This is a genomic window from Acidovorax sp. 210-6, assembly GCF_010020825.1.
GTDB classification, from domain to species: domain Bacteria; phylum Pseudomonadota; class Gammaproteobacteria; order Burkholderiales; family Burkholderiaceae_C; genus Simplicispira; species Simplicispira sedimenti.
Genome location: NZ_JAACJE010000001.1, coordinates 4,010,761 through 4,026,777, shown reverse-complemented (window position 1 = coordinate 4,026,777; position 16,017 = coordinate 4,010,761). Strand labels below are relative to the sequence as shown.

The 16,017-nt window shown below is 64.0% G+C and carries 13 protein-coding genes and 1 pseudogene; 3 read left to right on the top strand and 11 right to left on the bottom strand.

The window, feature by feature from the left end; translation table 11 throughout:
- Nucleotides 1-223 precede the first annotated feature (223 nt).
- From GWK50_RS18700 to GWK50_RS18665, 8 genes and pseudogenes are all read right to left on the bottom strand, one after another.
- The gene (locus GWK50_RS18700) at nucleotides 224-1,390 is read right to left on the bottom strand and encodes an acyl-CoA dehydrogenase family protein (protein ID WP_162017856.1); all 1,167 of its coding nucleotides are present in this window, start codon (nucleotides 1,388-1,390) and stop codon (nucleotides 224-226) included.
- A gap of 61 nt (nucleotides 1,391-1,451) precedes the next feature.
- Nucleotides 1,452-2,639: an acetyl-CoA C-acyltransferase family protein gene (locus tag GWK50_RS18695; RefSeq protein ID WP_162017855.1), complete on the bottom strand. Its 1,188-nt coding sequence runs from the start codon at nucleotides 2,637-2,639 to the stop codon at nucleotides 1,452-1,454.
- 97 nt (nucleotides 2,640-2,736) lie between these two features.
- Nucleotides 2,737-4,557, bottom strand: a complete 1,821-nt coding sequence (locus GWK50_RS18690; protein ID WP_162017854.1) for a long-chain fatty acid--CoA ligase — start codon at nucleotides 4,555-4,557, stop codon at nucleotides 2,737-2,739.
- A 172-nt stretch (nucleotides 4,558-4,729) separates the two neighbouring features.
- Nucleotides 4,730-5,551 (bottom strand): ABC transporter ATP-binding protein, encoded by an 822-nt coding sequence (locus GWK50_RS18685; RefSeq protein WP_162017853.1) that lies wholly within the window; start codon nucleotides 5,549-5,551, stop codon nucleotides 4,730-4,732.
- Between the two features lie 160 nt (nucleotides 5,552-5,711).
- Entirely contained in the window at nucleotides 5,712-6,899 is a 1,188-nt protein-coding gene (locus GWK50_RS18680) for an ABC transporter substrate-binding protein (RefSeq protein WP_162017852.1), read from the bottom strand.
- A 50-nt stretch (nucleotides 6,900-6,949) separates the two neighbouring features.
- Nucleotides 6,950-7,987 (bottom strand): branched-chain amino acid ABC transporter permease, encoded by a 1,038-nt coding sequence (locus GWK50_RS18675; RefSeq protein WP_162017851.1) that lies wholly within the window; start codon nucleotides 7,985-7,987, stop codon nucleotides 6,950-6,952.
- Nucleotides 7,988-8,077: 90 nt separating this feature from the next.
- Nucleotides 8,078-8,965: pseudogene (locus tag GWK50_RS18670) on the bottom strand (branched-chain amino acid ABC transporter permease).
- Nucleotides 8,965-9,822 (bottom strand): ABC transporter ATP-binding protein, encoded by an 858-nt coding sequence (locus tag GWK50_RS18665; protein ID WP_162017850.1) that lies wholly within the window; start codon nucleotides 9,820-9,822, stop codon nucleotides 8,965-8,967. Before GWK50_RS18665 ends, GWK50_RS18670 begins: the two are co-directional and overlap by 1 nt.
- Before the next feature lie 125 nt (nucleotides 9,823-9,947).
- On the opposite strand from GWK50_RS18665, the gene GWK50_RS18660 reads away from it, so the two are divergent.
- Nucleotides 9,948-10,667, top strand: coding sequence for a TetR/AcrR family transcriptional regulator (locus GWK50_RS18660; RefSeq protein WP_162017849.1), 720 nt, complete (start codon nucleotides 9,948-9,950; stop codon nucleotides 10,665-10,667).
- Between the two features lie 72 nt (nucleotides 10,668-10,739).
- Here the strand turns inward: GWK50_RS18660 and GWK50_RS18655 are convergent, their stop codons facing one another.
- Complete coding sequence (locus GWK50_RS18655) at nucleotides 10,740-11,690, bottom strand: AraC family transcriptional regulator (RefSeq protein WP_162017848.1); 951 nt, start codon at nucleotides 11,688-11,690, stop codon at nucleotides 10,740-10,742.
- A 268-nt stretch (nucleotides 11,691-11,958) separates the two neighbouring features.
- Here GWK50_RS18655 and GWK50_RS18650 point away from each other — a divergent pair, with 268 nt between their 5' ends.
- Together GWK50_RS18650 and GWK50_RS18645 are read left to right on the top strand one after the other, a co-directional pair.
- Nucleotides 11,959-13,560, top strand: a complete 1,602-nt coding sequence (locus GWK50_RS18650) for a choline dehydrogenase (protein ID WP_162017847.1) — start codon at nucleotides 11,959-11,961, stop codon at nucleotides 13,558-13,560.
- Between the two features lie 24 nt (nucleotides 13,561-13,584).
- Complete coding sequence (locus GWK50_RS18645; protein ID WP_162017846.1) at nucleotides 13,585-15,336, top strand: aldehyde dehydrogenase family protein; 1,752 nt, start codon at nucleotides 13,585-13,587, stop codon at nucleotides 15,334-15,336.
- Here GWK50_RS18645 and cueR read toward each other — a convergent pair.
- Together cueR and GWK50_RS18635 are read right to left on the bottom strand one after the other, a co-directional pair.
- Nucleotides 15,301-15,756 carry a Cu(I)-responsive transcriptional regulator gene (gene cueR / locus GWK50_RS18640; RefSeq protein WP_162017845.1) on the bottom strand — a complete coding sequence of 152 codons (456 nt, stop codon included), beginning with the start codon at nucleotides 15,754-15,756 and terminating at the stop codon, nucleotides 15,301-15,303. The genes GWK50_RS18645 and cueR overlap by 36 nt on opposite strands.
- Nucleotides 15,753-15,950 (bottom strand): heavy-metal-associated domain-containing protein, encoded by a 198-nt coding sequence (locus GWK50_RS18635; protein ID WP_162017844.1) that lies wholly within the window; start codon nucleotides 15,948-15,950, stop codon nucleotides 15,753-15,755. Before GWK50_RS18635 ends, cueR begins: the two co-directional genes overlap by 4 nt.
- Nucleotides 15,951-16,017: the final 67 nt, after the last annotated feature.

Sequence of the window (16,017 nt, the reverse complement as noted above, 5' to 3'; positions counted from 1 at the left end):
GTAATAGTAGGCACCGCCCTGGGCTGTGGACAAGCCCGGTTTTCCTTGTCCCATCAAACAGTTGCGTGCGCCACAAGCCTGGGGGCTGTGCCGCGCGCGTGGTGTACCGGCAATGGGGACAAAGCCCGGTCGGACGCTCTGGCTGTGGATAAATGCGTACTTGTGCGGGGACTTTGCCCAGGCTTGTCCACAGGGCTTGCAGTTAAACCCGGAAAAGGGTTGGTCAGCGCCCCAGCAGCGAGCGCGCCACCAGTTCCTTCATGATTTCCGACGTGCCGCCGTAGATGCGCAGCACGCGTGCATCGGTCCAGAAGCGCGAGATGGGGTACTCGGCCATGTAGCCGTAGCCGCCAAAGAGCTGCAGGCAGGCGTCGGCCACGCGGCTGAAGACCTCGGTGGTGTGCAGCTTGAGCGCGCTCACGGCGTCGGGCGTGAGTTCACCGCGCTCGTAGGCGGCCACGCTGGCATTCAAAAACGCCTCGGCGGCGGCGATGTCACTGGCGCACTGGGCCAGCGTGAAGCGCGTGTTCTGGAACTGGCCGATGGCCTGGCCAAAAGCCTGGCGTTCCTGCACGTACTTCACCGTGGCATCCAGCGCCCCCTTGGCGCCGTACACCGCCTGCACGCCGATGATGAGGCGCTCGCGCGGCAGCTCGCGCATCATCTGCACGAAGCCCTGGCCTTCCACGCCGCCCAGCAGGGCGTCAGCGGGCACGCGCAGGTCGTTGAAGAACAGCTCTGACGTATCGCCCGCGTGCTGGCCGATCTTTTCGAGGTTCTGGCCGCGCGTGAAGCCGGGGTTTTGGGTATCGACCAGGAACAGGCTCACGCCCTTGGCGCCCGCCGCCGGGTCGGTCTTGGCGGCGAGCACCAGCAGGTCGCAGTGCTGGCCGTTGCTGATGAAGATCTTGCTGCCGTTGATGACGTAGTGGTCGCCGTCCTTGCGCGCCGTGGTGCGGATGGCTTTGAGGTCGCTGCCCGCGCCGGGCTCGGTCATGCCGATGGCCGCCACGGCCTCGCCGCTGGCCATGCGCGGCAGCCAGTACTGGCGCTGCGCCTCGGTGCCACAGTGCAGCAGGTAGGGCGGGATGATGTCGTTGTGCACCTGCAGCCCGCCGACGAAGCCGCCGTAGCCCCGGCGCGAGAGCACCTCCACCACGGCGAACGAGAAGTGCACGCTGGCACCCGGGCCGCCGTACTGCTCGGGCACGTCGGCGCACAGGTAGCCGTTCTCGCCCATCTTGCGGAACAGTTCGCGGCTGACGAGGCCGGCCTTCTCCCAGTCGCGGTAATGCGGCTCGATCTCGGTGTCGCAAAAGCGCTCCAGCGATGCGGTGAAGAGCTGCAGTTCGGCCTTCTGCTCGGCCGTGAGGAGGGTGTTGGGGAGCATTTTTGCTATGAATGTAGGAGCTGCCAGCGCTTGATGGATAAGCGCTGGAGGCCAAAAAGACTCAAACCCGTTCGAAGATGGCCGCAATGCCTTGGCCGCCACCAATGCACATGGTCACCAGCGCATAGCGCCCGCCCGTGCGGTGCAGCTCGGCAATCGCCTTGGTGGTGATGATGGCGCCCGTGGCGCCCACAGGGTGGCCCAGCGAGATGCCCGAGCCGTTGGGGTTGACCTTGGCCGGGTCGAAGCCCAGCTCCTGGGCCACGGCGCAGGCCTGGGCGGCGAAGGCCTCATTGGCTTCGATCACGTCCATGTCCTGCACCTTGAGGCCGGTGCGTGCCAGCACCTTTTGTGTGGCGGGCACCGGGCCAATGCCCATGTAGGCCGGGTCCACGCCGGCGTGGGCGTAGCCGACGAGGCGCGCCAGGGGCTTGAGGCCCAGGGCCGCCACGCGGTCGCCCGCAGCCAGCACCACGGCAGCCGCGCCGTCGTTGATGCCCGAGGCGTTGCCAGCGGTCACTGTGCCGCCTTCCTTCTTGAAGGCGGGCTTCATGCCAGCCAGCACTTGCAAGGTGGTCTCGGCGCGCACATGCTCGTCGGTATCAAACAGCACCGTGCCCTTGCGCGTGGCGATCTCCACGGGAACGATCTGCTCCTTGAAGTAGCCCGCGGCGATGGCGGCGGCGGCGCGCTGCTGGCTTTGCAGGGCGAGCTGGTCCTGCATCTCACGGCTGATCTTGTAGCGCTCGGCCACGTTCTCGGCGGTGATGCCCATGTGCATCTTCTGCCAGGGGTCGTGCAGGATGCCCAGCATGTAGTCGATGCTCTTGGCGTCGCCCATGCGTGCGCCCCAGCGGGAGGCCTGGTCGAAGTAGGGGCCGCGGCTCATGGTCTCGGAGCCGCCGCCAATGGCCACGTCGCAGTCGCCCAGGCGGATGGCCTGCGCTGCCGACACGATGGCCTGCAGGCCCGAGCCGCACAGGCGGTTGACGTTGAAGGCGGGTGTTTCGATGGGGCAGCCTGCGTCGATGGCGGCCACGCGGCTGAGGTACGCGTCCTTGGTGTCGGTGGGAATCACGTTGCCCATGACCACATGGCCCACGGCGTCGGGCGCGATGCCGGCGCGCGCAATGGCGGCCTTGACAGCGGTGGTGGCGAGCTGGGTGTTGGGCACGTCCTTCAGGCTGCCGCCGAACGTGCCGATGGCGGTGCGGGCGGTACTGACGACAAAGACATCACGTGAGGTCATGGGGGGGCTCCAAAAAGGGATAAAAGAGGGCAAACTAGCGGAAGACCAGGGTTCAGCAAGCATTATCACGAGACTTGCGGACCCAGGCTCCCGCAGATCAGCGGTACAGCGCCTCGATCTCGGCCGCGTAGGTCTTGTAGATGCTGGAGCGCCGCACCTTCATGGTGGCGGTGACCTCGCCGTCGTCGTGGTCCAGCTCCTTGGTGAGCAGGTGGAATTTGCGGATCTGGGCCACCTGCGCCAGCTTGGCATTGCCGGCGGCGATCTCGGTGTCGATGAGCTGGCGCACCTCGGGGGTTTCGACGAGCGAGCGGAAGTGCGTGAACGGGATGCGCTGGGCCTCGGCCCATTTGCCCACCGTCTCGTAGTCGAGCATGACCAGCGCGCCGACGAACTTGCGCCCCTCGGCGACGATGATGCATTCCTTGATGTAGGGGCTGGCCTTCATCGTGTTCTCGATCTCGGACGGCGTGAGGTTCTTGCCGCCGGCCGTGATCATGATGTCCTTGAGGCGGTCCACGATCTTGATCTGGCCGTCCACCAGGCGCACCACGTCGCCCGTGTGCAGCCAGCCATCCACGATGCTTTGCGCCGTGGCCTCGGGGTTCTTGTAGTAGCCCGCGAACACCATGTCGCCCTTGATCTGGAACTCGCCGCCCAGGTCGTCGTCGCTGCCTTTGGCGATGCGCCACTCCACGCCGCTCGTGGGCACGCCCACGGTGCCAACCTGCACATCGTCGAGCTTGTGGCCGGTGACCATGCCGGTGGATTCGGTCAGGCCGTAGACCTCGACCAGCGGCACGCCGAGCACGCGGAAGAACCGCACCACGTCGGGCGGAATCGGCGCGGCGCCGGTGAGTGCCACCTTGGCCTCGCGCAGGCCGATGAAGTTTTGCAGCGCGCGGAACACCAGCCAGTAGCAGGCGGTGTAGGTGAACATCTCGCCAATGCTCCAGCGCGCGCGGGGCTTTTCGGCCAGCGGCTGGCAGGCGGCGTAGGCCTTGCGGAACAGCGCGCGGCGCAGGCCGCCGGTTTCTTGTAGCTTGATGCTGATGGCCGCGTGCATCTTCTCCCAGATGCGCGGCACGCCCAGGAACATGGTGGGCGCCACCTCGCGCAGATCTTCCTGCACGGTGCGGATGGATTCACCGAAGTTGACCTGCGAGCCCACGTACACCGGCACGAAGGTGGTGAGCATCTGCTCGGCCACATGGCATAGCGGCAGGTAGGACAGGTGGGTGGTGTCTTGCGAGAGCTGGAGCCGGTCCACGATGCCGGGCACCACGCCGCGGATGTTGCGGTAGGAAATCATCGCGCCCTTGGGCTTGCCGGTGGAGCCCGAGGTGTAGATCATGAGCCCGATGTCGTCGAGCTTCTGGCGCGCCAGCGCGGCCTCGATGGTCGCGAGCTGGCCGCTTTGCGCGCCGAGCCGTTCCACCTCGCCGAAGGGGACGATGAGGTCGCGCACCCCGGGGGCGAAGCTGCGCAGGCCCTTGGTCTCCATGACCACGATCTTTTTCAGGCGCGGCAGATCGTCCAGGGCTTCGAGAACCTTGTCGGTCTGCTCCTGGTCCTCGCAGACGATGATCTCGATGTCGGCGTGGCCCACCACGTAGGCCACCTCGGGCGAGGGGCTGGTGGGGTACACGCCCACGGTGACGGCGCCCACCAGGCCCGCACCCATCTGCGTGAGCACCCATTCGATGCGGTTCTCGGCGATCACGCCCACATGGCCGCCCTCGCCCAGGCCCAGGGCGCGCAGGCCCAGGCCGAAGTGGCAGGCACGCTCGAAGTACTGTGCCCAGGTGAAGGGCTTCCAGATGCCGAAGTCCTTTTGCCGGATGGCGACGCGCGCGGCATCCTGGCGGGCGCGCTCGCGCAGCATCTGGGGCAGGGTGAGTTCGGGGAGATTCAACATATCAGTGATCCATTGCGCATCGCGAACCCATAGCCGTCAAAACTGGCGCGGCAAAAGCCAGGGCCGCCGTGCAAGGGCCGCCCCGCCGCACGGGCGGCGTCCCCCTTCCCGCATCGCGCAGCGAAGCGAGAGAAGGGGGAAGGCGCGAAGCGCCACAGGGGGTTGTGCACGCTCACGACAGCCAACGCTTGCGGCGTTTGTAGTGCTTGATGTCTTTGAAGCTCTTGGCTTCGCCAGCCCCGCCCATGCCGAGATAGAACTCGCGCACGTCGGGGTCGTTGGCCAGGCGCTCGGCCGAGCCGTCGATGACGATCTTGCCGTTCTCCATGATGTAGCCGGTGTGCGCCACGGCCAGGGCCACGGTGGCGTTCTGCTCCACCAGCAGCATGCTGGTACCACGCTCGGCGTTGATGCGCGCGATGATGGTGAAGATGTCCTCCACCAGCTTGGGCGACAGGCCCAGCGAGGGCTCGTCGAGCAGGATGAGCTGGGGCTGGGCGATGAGCGCGCGGCCGATGGCGAGCATCTGCTGCTCGCCGCCCGACAGGTAGCCCGCCAGGCCCTTGCGGCGCTCGTGCAGGCGCGGGAAGTAGGTATAGACGAGGTCGAAGTCGGGCTTGGCCGCGCCATCGCGGCCCGTGAGGGCGTAGGTGGCGGCGACCAGGTTTTCCTCGACCGTCAGGTCTTCGAACACCCGGCGCCCCTCCATCACATGCGAGAGCCCGCTGCGCACGAGCTGCTGCGGCGCCAGCGCGGCGGTGCTCTTGCCGTTGAAGAGGATGCTGCCGCTTTCGAGTTCACCGTCCTCCAGCGCGAGCAGGCCCGATACCGCCTTGAGCGTGGTGGACTTGCCCGCACCGTTGCTGCCCAGCAGCGCCACGATCTGGCCGCGTGGCACGGCCAGCGACAGGCCGCGCAGGGCCTGCACGACCTTGTTGTAGATGACCTCGATGTTGTTGACTTCGAGGACGTGGTCCGTGGCTTTCTCGGTCATGTCAGTGGTCAGGGTGCTGTGTACGGAGCGCGAGCCGTGAAATTGGCGCGGTTCAGGCCAGGGCCGCCGTGCAAGGGCCGCCCCGCCGCACGGGCGGCGTCCCCCTTCCCACGCGCAGCGTGAGAGAAGGGGGAAGCGGCGCAGCCGCTCAGGGGGTTGTTCACAACTTGATCCAGTCGGAGGCGGCGACCATCTTCTGGGCCTTCATGTCGGCACGGTAGACGCGGCCGACGGGAATGGAGTTGCCCTTGATGGTGATCGGCACGCCGATCAGGCCGCCGGTGTCGTAGTCCTTGATGCTGTTGAGCGCGGCCTTGAGGTTGGTGCCCGTCAGTGGCTTGTTCGCGTCCAGGGTGCGTTTGGCCGATTCGAGGAACAGCATGGCGGCGAGGAAGCCCTGGATGTAGGCCGTGCTCTGGTATTCCGGGCGCATGGCGCGGATCTTCTCTAGCATGGGGGCTTTTTCGGTGTCGTAGTAGTAGCGGTAGGGCATCACGCCCATGAAGCCTTCGCCGACCTCGCCCATCTTCATGACGGTGGAGCTGTCCATGGTCCAGAAGGTGCCCATCCACTTCGACTGCATGCCCTGCTGCTTGCCCTGGGTGATGAACTCGGGGATGGGCGCGAGGATGTAGCCGTGGAAGATGGTGTAGTCGGGCGCGGCGCGGCGCAGCTTGATGACCTCGCCCGAGACGTCCACGCTGCCCGGGGGCGTCATGATCTTCACGACCACGTTCAGGCCCAGCTTCTTGGCCTCGGTTTCGCTTTCGTCGATGGGGTCGCGGCCGAACTCGGAGTCGGAATAGACGAAAGCCACCTTGGCACCCGGCTTTTCCTTGGCGATGTGCTTGAGCAGGATGCCGAACATCTCGGTGTAGTCGGGACCTACCATGAACTGGTTGGGGTATTTCTGCGGGTTGTTCAGCTCGGTGGCGAACGAGGCGCCCGCCATCAGGATGTTGCCGTTGCGGTCCAGCTCGGGGTTGATGGTCTTGGCGAAGCCCGTGGAGTCGCCGTAGTAGACGTTGACCTTGTTCTGGCTGGTGATCTTCTTGAACGCGGCGACGGACACATCGACCTTGTAGCCCGTGTCCTCGGGCACGTACTTGACCTTGCGGCCCTTGATGCCGCCCGCGTCGTTGACGATCTTCACGTAGTCCTGGATACCGGCGTTGATGCCCACGCCCGCGAAGGCGAAGACGCCCGTCATGGGGATGGAGCCGCCGATGACGATCTCCTCGGCGCCCTGCGCGAGCACCGACAGCGGGTGCGTGAGCGCGGCGGCGCCCGCGGCGGCGGCGCCCAGCATCAGGTTGCGGCGCCGGGTGGAAATGCGTTGCTGGTCCATGCGTGTCTCCTTCGGTTGGTTGTGTGGTGGCATGAAAACGATGGCGTGGCTCAATTGCGGAAGGGCCACAGGTGGAAGAAGCGGCGGATGCGCCGCCACACTTCGGCCAGGCCGTGCGGCTCGAACACGAGGAAGCCGATGATCAAGAGGCCGAAGATGATGGTGCGCACGGGCGAGAGGAATACCGTGTATTGCGTGCTGTTGGGCAGCAGGTCGAACACCAGCTTGAGCAGCTCGGGCACCATGGTCATGAACACCGCGCCCAGGATGCCGCCGAGGATGGAGCCCATGCCGCCGACGATGATGGCCGCGAGGAAGAAGATGGACATGAGCAGCGGAAAGCTCTCGGGCGTGACCACGCGGAAGAAGTAGGCCCACAGGCCGCCGGCCACGCCGGCGTAGAACGAGGACAGGCCGAACGACAGCAGCTTGTAGCGCAGCAGCGGAATGCCCAGCACCTCGGCCGAGATGTCGCGGTCGCGGATGGCGATGAAGGCGCGGCCGATGCGCGTGCGGAACAGGTTGGCCGCGCCCAGCAGCATCAGCACCGTGACCGGCACGATGAGCCAATACAGGCGGAACGAGGTGTCGAGCAGCACGCCGAACAGGCTGGCCGGCGGCACGCTCAGGCCGCCGGTGCCACCCGTGAACTGCAGGTTGGCGAACAGGAAGTGCGCGATGAACGAGGCCGCGATGGTGGCGATGGCCAGGTACAGGCCCTTCACACGCAGCGAGGGCACGCCCACGATGATGCCGCCGACCATGGCCACCACGCCGCCCGCCAGGATGTTGAGCAGGAAGGGCGAGCCCACCTTGGCCTGCAGGATGGCCACGGTGTAGGCGCCCAGGCCCATGAAAGCCGCCTGGCCCAGGCTCACCAGCCCGGTGTAGCCGGTGAGGATGTTGAGCCCCGTGGCGCTGGCCACGTTGATGCTGACCAGGCAGGCCAGGTAGAGCCAGTAGTCGCTGGCGACAAAGGGGAACAGCACCAGCAGCGCGGCGGCCACGGCCAGCCACGTCTTCTGCGTGCGCGAGTCGAACAGCGCCGCGTCGGCGACGTAGGTTTCCTTGAGGGTTCCGATGCGCATCAGGCCTCCCGCCGGGCCGCCCCAAGGCAGGCCTGGGCCCCCTTGGGGGGCAGTGAATACACGCAGTGATGAACGTGGGGGTGCATGGTTCTAGAGTCTTTCGATTTCGTGCGTGCCGAACAGGCCGTAGGGGCGCAGCATGAGGATGCCGACCAGCACGATGAAGGTGGCCAGCAGTTTGTATTCGCCGCCCAGGTAGGCGCCGGCCAGGGCCTCGACCAGGCCGATGCACAGGCCGCCGATGAGCGCGCCGAGCACGCTGTCCAGGCCGCCGACGATCACCACCACCAACACGGACAGACCGAACACGCCCATGCTCGACGAGATGCCGCCGATCGAGCCGACGATGATTCCCGAGATGGCCGCCAGCATGGCGGAAGCCACCCAGGCCAGCGAGAACACGCGTGGCACGTTGATGCCCACCGAGTAGGCGGCGGCCTGGTCGCTGGCGGTGGCGCGCAGCGCCACGCCGCCGCGCCAGAAGCGGAACACCAGCAGCACGGCGGCGATGAACACCACCGCGATCACGGCGCCCCAGAACACCTTGGGCGCGAGGAAGGCATCGCCCACCATGATGGGTTGCGTGGGCATGAATTCGGGCAGCCGCCGCTGGTCGGCGCTCCAGATCATTTCCACCAGGCCCACGAGCACCGAGGCCAGGCCCACGGTGACCATGAAGACGGAGATGGGCGGCTCGCCCAGCAGTGGCCGAATCATGGTGCGCTCGATCACCGCGCCCAAGAGGCCGGTGCCGAGCACGGCGGCGGGAATGGCCAGCCACAGCGGCAGCGCCATCATGGAGGCAAAGGTGAAGAACAGCTAGGCGCCGACCATGAGCAGCTCGCCGATGGCGATGTTGACCACGCGCGTGGCCTTGTAGACCATCACGAAGGCCAGCGCCGCCAGGGCGTAGAGGCCGCCGCTGGCGATGCCGGTGAGGCTGATTTCAAACAGATAGGCCCAGTCGAAGTTCAGCATCATGCGGCTCCCTGTGCGCTGGTGGCGCCCGCCTGCAGCTTGCGGCGCAGGTCACCCACGTCGCCCGAGCCGAGGTAGGCGCGGTTGACTTCGGGGTCGGCCTGTACCACGGCAGGCGTGCCCTGCGCGATGACCTGGCCGAAGTTGAGCACCACCACATGGTCGGACAGGTCCATCACCATGCCCATGTCGTGCTCGACCATCAGCACCGTCACGCCCCATTCGGCGCGCACGTCGAGGATGAAGCGCGCCATGTCTTCGGTCTCTTCGCGGTTCATACCTGCCACGGGCTCGTCGAGCATCAGGATCTCGGGCTGCATGGCCAGGGCGCGCGCCATTTCCACGCGCTTTTGCAGGCCGTAGGACAGGGCCGAGACGGGCGCGTGGCGGATGTGGTCGATTTCGAGGAAGTCGATGATGCGTTCCTCGATGTCGCGGCGCAGTTCGGCCTCTTCGCGGCGCGCGCGGCCCAGGTAGAACAGCGCGTCGAACACGTTGGCCTTCAGGTGTGCATGGCGGCCGAGCTTGATGTTGTCGAGCACCGTCATGCCGCGGAACAGCGCGATGTTCTGGAAACTCCGCCCCAGGCCCATGCGGGCGCGCTGTGGCGCGGGAATGCGCGTGATGTCCTCGCCCTTGAACCGGATGCTGCCGCCCGTGGGCCGGTAAAAGCCCGAGATGGTGTTGAACAGCGAGGTCTTGCCCGCGCCGTTGGGTCCGATCACGGCGGTGATGGAACCCGGCTGCACATCAAAGCTGACGCCAGTCAGTGCCTTCACGCCGCCAAACGCCAGCGTGACGCCATCGACTTCCAGCAGGGGGGCGGCGGGGGTGCCGCCAGGGTGTTGTATCGCCATCGCTCTCTAGGGGTTTGTGCGGGCCAAAAAAATGCTACTCGTACGTAAACTGTTTACTTATGAGTAGCATTTTGGATGTGTCTCCCTATCGCTGCATTGGTAGTTTCCCGGTGTAATACCCCCTTATGACTGAATCCACCGCCGCCAGAAAGACCCGTGCCCCGTCTGCTGCCGCATCACCCTGGGCCAGCGTGCCCGACCGCCAGCAGCAGCGCGAGGCCAAGCGCCATGCCGTGCTGCAGGCCGCCGCGCAGCTGTTCAACGAAAGGGGCTTTCACGCCACCTCGCTCGACGACATTGCCGCGCGCCTCAACGTGAGCAAGCCCACGCTGTACTACTATGTAAAGAACAAGGACGAGATCCTGCTGCAGTGCGTGCGCCAGGGGCTGGAGATGACGCTCGAAGGTATCGAGGCCTCGCGCCAGGCGGGCGGCAATGCGGTGGACCAGTTGCGTGCCTGCATGCAGGCGTATGCCAACATCGTCATGCAGCCTTTTGGCATGTGCCTGATCCGCGTGGGCGATGAGGAGGTTCCCGAGCCCAGCCGCTCGGAACTGCGCCGCATGAAATCTGAGATCGACCTCGCTTTCAGGCGCCTGGTGGCCCAGGGGGTGCAGGAGGGATCGCTGCAGCCCTGCGACCCCAAGATGACCGCCTTTGTGATTGCTGGCGCTTTGAGCTGGATCGGCCGCTGGTACCAGCCCGGCGGCGAGTACACGCCCGAGCAGATCGCCGAGCAGTGCATTGCCACGCTGTGCGAGGGGGTGTTGCGGCGGGGGGATACGCCTGTTCCTCGGACACGTCGGGTGGTGCGCACCGCTGCCGCTACCGAGAAGCGAGCGTGATGTGATGCCTGAGTGAGGCCCTTACGTCAAAGCTTTGGCTTTCAGGACCCGCCATGGAACTTCGTCTGATGATCACTGTCTGTGCATGCGCGCAGTCTCCGAGGGGCTTTCGCAAAAGTAGTCTTTATAGAGTTGTGCAAAGCGTCCCAGGTGCCAGAACCCGTTGGCCATGGCAATCTGGGTCACCCTCTCGTGCGTGCTCAAAAGGTCGCAGCGTGCCTTGGCCAGCCGATGCAGGGTTAGCAGACGTTGGGGGGGAACGCCATAGCTTTGCCGGAATGTGCGTTCCAATTGCCAGATCGGTAGATCCAGCTCTTGGCACAGGACATCCATACGCAGGGGCGAATCGCCCTGTTCTTCGCACCAGTGGCGTACGGATTGCAGCAGCACTTGGCGGGAATGGCGACGGGTCACCGTGCTTCTCGTGGGAAGGCGCCAGCGCCGTGCCAGTTCGGGCCAAATGATTTGGAGCAGATCTTCATGCATTTGCTCGCTCAGAGCGGCATGGGGTGAGTGCTCGCGCTGTGGTCCAAGTACCGCAGCGAGGCGACGCAGCATGATTGCTGTTTCAGGAGTCAACCGTCCCGGGAGATGCAGGACGGAGGTGTTTGGTGGGAGTCGCAGCCCCAGCATGTCTAATCGCTGACGAGGCACCTGGATGCACAACCATTGTGCATTTGGGGGCAGGCTGATGCACATTTCACTACCTGCGGTGTAGAGAATGATGTCGCCGTTGCAGTGCTTTTCTCCTTGAACGTGCCATGGGCCGTCGCCATGCAGGGAGATTCCGATGGTGATCCATCCGGGTGAAAGGTTGCCCTGACAAAGTAAGGCGAGGTTGTAGTGTCCCCAGTCGGTCCGGCACTGGCTGCTTTGGCTGTGCGCTATCTCTCCCATGAAAAGGCCCTTTTGCAGTTGCACATGTTCCAGTGAGCCTTCTTGCAAGGCCAGAACCAGCGCTCTGGGATCAAAGAGGCTCAGGTGGGTGTGTGTGACCGTAGGCTGGGGGTGCGGTGGGGGCATGGAGAATCCACGGGGAGCGCTGCAAACTGCTAATGGATTGGAGGGCATGCGGCTGCTTGTTGTCAATCCGCGAAGGCTGCGTGTGTCCGTGGAAACCCCGGGTTGTCGAATTCTGGATAGTCAAGAGATCTGGCTCCATAGGGCGTTGATGAAGCAGGGGGGAACCCTTTGCACAATGGACTACCGCCTGCAGAAATTTGGATAGTCGCGTCATCCCCGCATACCTAGACTGGCTCCGTTTTGGATCAGACAAAAAGGAGACAGTGGAATGGAAGCATCGGTAGATTACATCGTCATCGGCGGCGGCTCGGCCGGCAGCGTGATGGCGGGGAGGCTCAGCGAGGATGCTGGCGTACAGGTGGCGTTGCTGGAGGCTGGCGGCAAAGGCGATAGCCTGGTGGTCAAGACACCAGCGGCCACCGTGGCGATGATGCCTACCCGGCTCAACAACTATGCCTTTGAAACCGTGCCTCAAAAGGGCTTAAACGGGCGGCGTGGTTACCAGCCGCGCGGTAAATGTCTCGGCGGTTCCTCGGCCATTAACGCCATGGTCTATATCCGGGGACACCGCAAAGACTACGACCATTGGGCCGCGTTGGGTAACGCAGGCTGGTCGTACGACGATGTACTGCCGTACTTCAGGCGCAGCGAAAACAACGCGGTATTCAGGGGTGCATTCCACGGCAACGCAGGTCCCTTGCATGTTTCCAACCTTCAAACGAACAACCCATTTCACGAGATTTACCTGAAAGCAGCTCGGGAAGCCGGATTCAGGATCAATGAGGATTTCAACGGAGAGGAACAGGAAGGCGTCGGAATTTACCAAGTAACCCAGAAAAATGGCGAACGCTGGAGTGCTGCTCGCGGCTATTTGCATCCGCACATGGGTGTGCGTGAAAACCTGCAGGTGGTTACGGAGGCGCAGATAACGCGCATCGTTCTGGAAGGACGCCGCGCCGTCGGTATCGAGTACCTTCAGGATGGTGTGCGGCGCACGCTGGGTGCGCGCAAGGAGGTTATCTTGTGCGCAGGCGCGCTGCTTTCGCCACAGGTGCTCATGCTGTCTGGAATCGGTCCTGGCGCTCACTTGCAGAAACATGGCATTGCTGTGCAGCATGATCTACCCGGTGTAGGACAGAATCTGATCGACCATCCGGACTTCATTTTCGGCTATGCCGCGAAGAGCCTTGATCTCCTGGGTATCTCACTGGGCGGTTCGGCGCGCATGACGGGAGACATCATCCGGTACATGCGTTCGCGCGAAGGCATGTTGTCTTCGAACTTTGCCGAGGGCGGGGGCTTTCTGAAGACGGACCCCGCGCTGGATGCCCCGGATGTGCAGCTGCACTTCGTGATCAGTCTGGTGGATGACCATGCGCGCAAATTGCACCTGTCGCATGGCTACTCTTGCCATGTGTGCCTCTTGCGTCCCAAGAGCCGAGGACAGGTGACTTTGGCCGGACCTGATGCAACACAGCCACCACTGATCGATCCCGCCTTCTTCGCCGATCCCTGCGATCTGGAGGATATGGTCAAGGGATTCAAGTTGACTCGCAGACTCATGGATGCTCCATCGCTGGCGAGCCTGCGCCAGAAGGATCTTTTCACCGAGAACGTGCGCACGGATGACGAGATTCGCCAAGTGCTGCGTCAGCGTACGGATACGGTGTACCACCCGGTCGGTACCTGCAAGATGGGTTCCGATTCCCTCGCGGTGGTGGACGCCGAACTGCGCGTGCATGGCATCGAAGGGCTGCGTGTGGTTGACGCCTCCATCATGCCAACGCTGATCGGTGGCAACACCAATGCCCCCACCATCATGATCGCTGAGAAAGCAGTGGATATGGTTCGCAAGAGTGTGCGTGGCTGAGTGGCGACAAAGTTTGGAGTCCATATGAACCCGATATCCCATCCTTCCCCGCCTTCTCTGGCCGAATCCAAGGCCCATCTGGATCGTGAGCTACACAGGCTATCCGACCAGCGTATGTCATGGGTGCAGACATCCATCGCCGAGCGGATCATGATTCTGGAGGAAATCAAGGACGCGCTGATGCCTGTAGCCCAGGCATGGGCGGAAACCGCTGCGCATAAGAAGGGCATCGCCGATGGCTCTCCGCTGGAAGGCGAGGAGTGGCTGTCTGGCCCCTATGCCGTCATGGCGTACTGCAATCTCATGATGGAAACTCTGAGAAAGGTCGAGGATAAGCACCATTTGGACCATGTGCCGGTGCGTCAGCTTGCCAATGGACAAGTGGCTGTACGTGTATTGCCCCATTCCCTCTGGGACCACCTGCTGCTCAGTGGCATTACGGTCGATGTCTGGATGCAGCCCGGTGTGAATCGCGGGAATATCCGGCAGTACACCGCGGCAACCTACGATCCCTCCAGCCCTCTACACAAGACTGGTGGTTTGGGTTTGGTGCTCGGGGCCGGTAACATCAATGCGATCGCTCCCCTGGACGTCTTTCACAAGCTCTTTGTGGAGAACGAGGTCGTCATGCTCAAGCTCAATCCGGTCAATGACTACCTGCACGAGTTTCTGATGGCCGCCCTGCGGCCTTTGGTTGCCCGGGAGGTGCTGCGTATTGTGCGCGGTGGCACGGATGTGGGCGAATACCTGTGCAGCCATCCATTAGTGGAGTCCATCCACATCACGGGTGCCGGTGCGTCCCATGACGCCATCGTTTGGGGCGTGGGAGAGGAGGGCCAAGCCAATAGGGAGGCCCGTCGGCCCAGGAATAGCCGCCGCATCACCTCCGAACTGGGGGCCGTGTGTCCGACGATCGTCGTTCCAGGGCCTTGGTCGAAGGCAGATATTCGGTTCCAGGCCGAACAGGTTGCGACACAAAAATTGCATAACTCTGGCTTCAACTGCGTTGCGTGCCAGGTGTTGATTCTTCCCGGTGACTGGGTGCACAAAGATAGATTCGTTTCTGCGCTGGAAAAGGTCATTGCCCAGACTGAGGATCGTCCGCGTTACTACCCTGGAACCGAAGCGCGCCTGACCCGCTTTCGTGATCAGAACAGGCAGGTCAAGGCAGTGCGGCGCAAGGGTGGTACCGAGGTGTTGATTGCGCCGCTCGATCGTGATGGTGCTGAACCGGCGACGTCTTCCGAGATCTTCGGTCCGGCCCTGAACACGGTGGAAATCGGAGGAGCCGACCCCGAGGCGTTTTTGATCGAAGCCATCCGTTTCGCTAACGAAGATCTGTATGGGACTCTTGGCGCCAACATCGTTATCCATCCCGCCACGCTGGCCAGGATGGGGCGCCAGCGTTTCGAGGAAGTGATCTCTGAATTGCGTTACGGAACCATCGCCGTCAATGCCTGGACTGGTCTTGGATTCCTGTCGCCGCAGGCCACCTGGGGCGCCTTTCCCGGGCACACACTGGAGGATGTGAAAAGCGGGGTGGGCGTGGTGCACAACACCTTTCTGTTCGATCGTCCCGAGCGCTCGGTGGTGGAGGCGCCGTTCAGGCCCTTTCCACGCAACTTGCTGAGCCTGTCGTTCAGTCTTCTGCCGCGTCCACCGTGGTTCATCACCAACCGCCGTGGGCGCATCCTGGGACGCTTGCTGGTGTCGTTCCAATACCGCCCCAGTTGGCTCAAGCTACCGCGTATCTTCCTGAACGCGCTGCGGGGCTGATGCTCGGCGGGTGCTTGCCAGGTCATCCAGGATCGGGCACTCCGGCCGCTGGTCGCCATGGCAGCACTGCACCAGCGATTGCAGCGTGCGCTGCATGGCCTGCATGGCGGCGATGCGTTCGGCCAGGTCGTCGATGTGGGCCTGGGCGATGCGCTTGACCTGGCTGCTGGCGCGGGCCTGGTCCTGCCACAGGCCCATCAGCTCGCGGATTTCCTCCATCGAGAAGCCCAGGCTGCGCGCGCGGCCGATAAAACGCAGCGCGTGCACGTCGGCCTCGGTGTACTGGCGGTAGCCGCTGTCGGTGCGGCCCACCTGCGGCAGCAGGCCGAGCGATTCGTAGTGGCGCACCATGCGCGCCGACACACCGGCGCGGCGCGCGGCCTCGCCGATGGCAACCGGCCAGCCCTGTCCGGTGGTCATGGCGTGACCTGGTAGCCTTCTTCGGCGATGGCCGCTGCCAGGGCCTCGCGCGGCTGGCTGCTGTCCACGTCCACGCGGTTCTGCGTGCGGTCGATGCGCACCTGGGCCTGGGGGTCGAGCTGCTGGATGGCGCTGGTGACGGCGCGCTCGCAGTGGCCGCAGGTCATGCCCTGGACTTCAAACTGGTATTGCATGTGGTTCTCCGGGTGAGGTGGTTGATGGGGCAATGGTGAACCTTAACACCGTGGCAAGGTCAACCCC

What these genes read in the sequence shown, in the direction of transcription:
- GWK50_RS18700 (WP_162017856.1), bottom strand. Translation starts at nt 1,390, where the DNA reads ATGCTCCCCAACACCCTCCTCACGGCCGAGCAGAAGGCCGAACTGCAG.
- GWK50_RS18695 (WP_162017855.1), bottom strand. Translation starts at nt 2,639, where the DNA reads ATGACCTCACGTGATGTCTTTGTCGTCAGTACCGCCCGCACCGCCATC.
- GWK50_RS18690 (WP_162017854.1), bottom strand. Translation starts at nt 4,557, where the DNA reads ATGTTGAATCTCCCCGAACTCACCCTGCCCCAGATGCTGCGCGAGCGC.
- GWK50_RS18685 (WP_162017853.1), bottom strand. Translation starts at nt 5,551, where the DNA reads ATGACCGAGAAAGCCACGGACCACGTCCTCGAAGTCAACAACATCGAG.
- GWK50_RS18680 (WP_162017852.1), bottom strand. Translation starts at nt 6,899, where the DNA reads ATGGACCAGCAACGCATTTCCACCCGGCGCCGCAACCTGATGCTGGGC.
- GWK50_RS18675 (WP_162017851.1), bottom strand. Translation starts at nt 7,987, where the DNA reads ATGCGCATCGGAACCCTCAAGGAAACCTACGTCGCCGACGCGGCGCTG.
- GWK50_RS18665 (WP_162017850.1), bottom strand. Translation starts at nt 9,822, where the DNA reads ATGGCGATACAACACCCTGGCGGCACCCCCGCCGCCCCCCTGCTGGAA.
- GWK50_RS18660 (WP_162017849.1), top strand. Translation starts at nt 9,948, where the DNA reads ATGACTGAATCCACCGCCGCCAGAAAGACCCGTGCCCCGTCTGCTGCC.
- GWK50_RS18655 (WP_162017848.1), bottom strand. Translation starts at nt 11,690, where the DNA reads ATGCCCCCACCGCACCCCCAGCCTACGGTCACACACACCCACCTGAGC.
- GWK50_RS18650 (WP_162017847.1), top strand. Translation starts at nt 11,959, where the DNA reads ATGGAAGCATCGGTAGATTACATCGTCATCGGCGGCGGCTCGGCCGGC.
- GWK50_RS18645 (WP_162017846.1), top strand. Translation starts at nt 13,585, where the DNA reads ATGAACCCGATATCCCATCCTTCCCCGCCTTCTCTGGCCGAATCCAAG.
- cueR (WP_162017845.1), bottom strand. Translation starts at nt 15,756, where the DNA reads ATGACCACCGGACAGGGCTGGCCGGTTGCCATCGGCGAGGCCGCGCGC.
- GWK50_RS18635 (WP_162017844.1), bottom strand. Translation starts at nt 15,950, where the DNA reads ATGCAATACCAGTTTGAAGTCCAGGGCATGACCTGCGGCCACTGCGAG.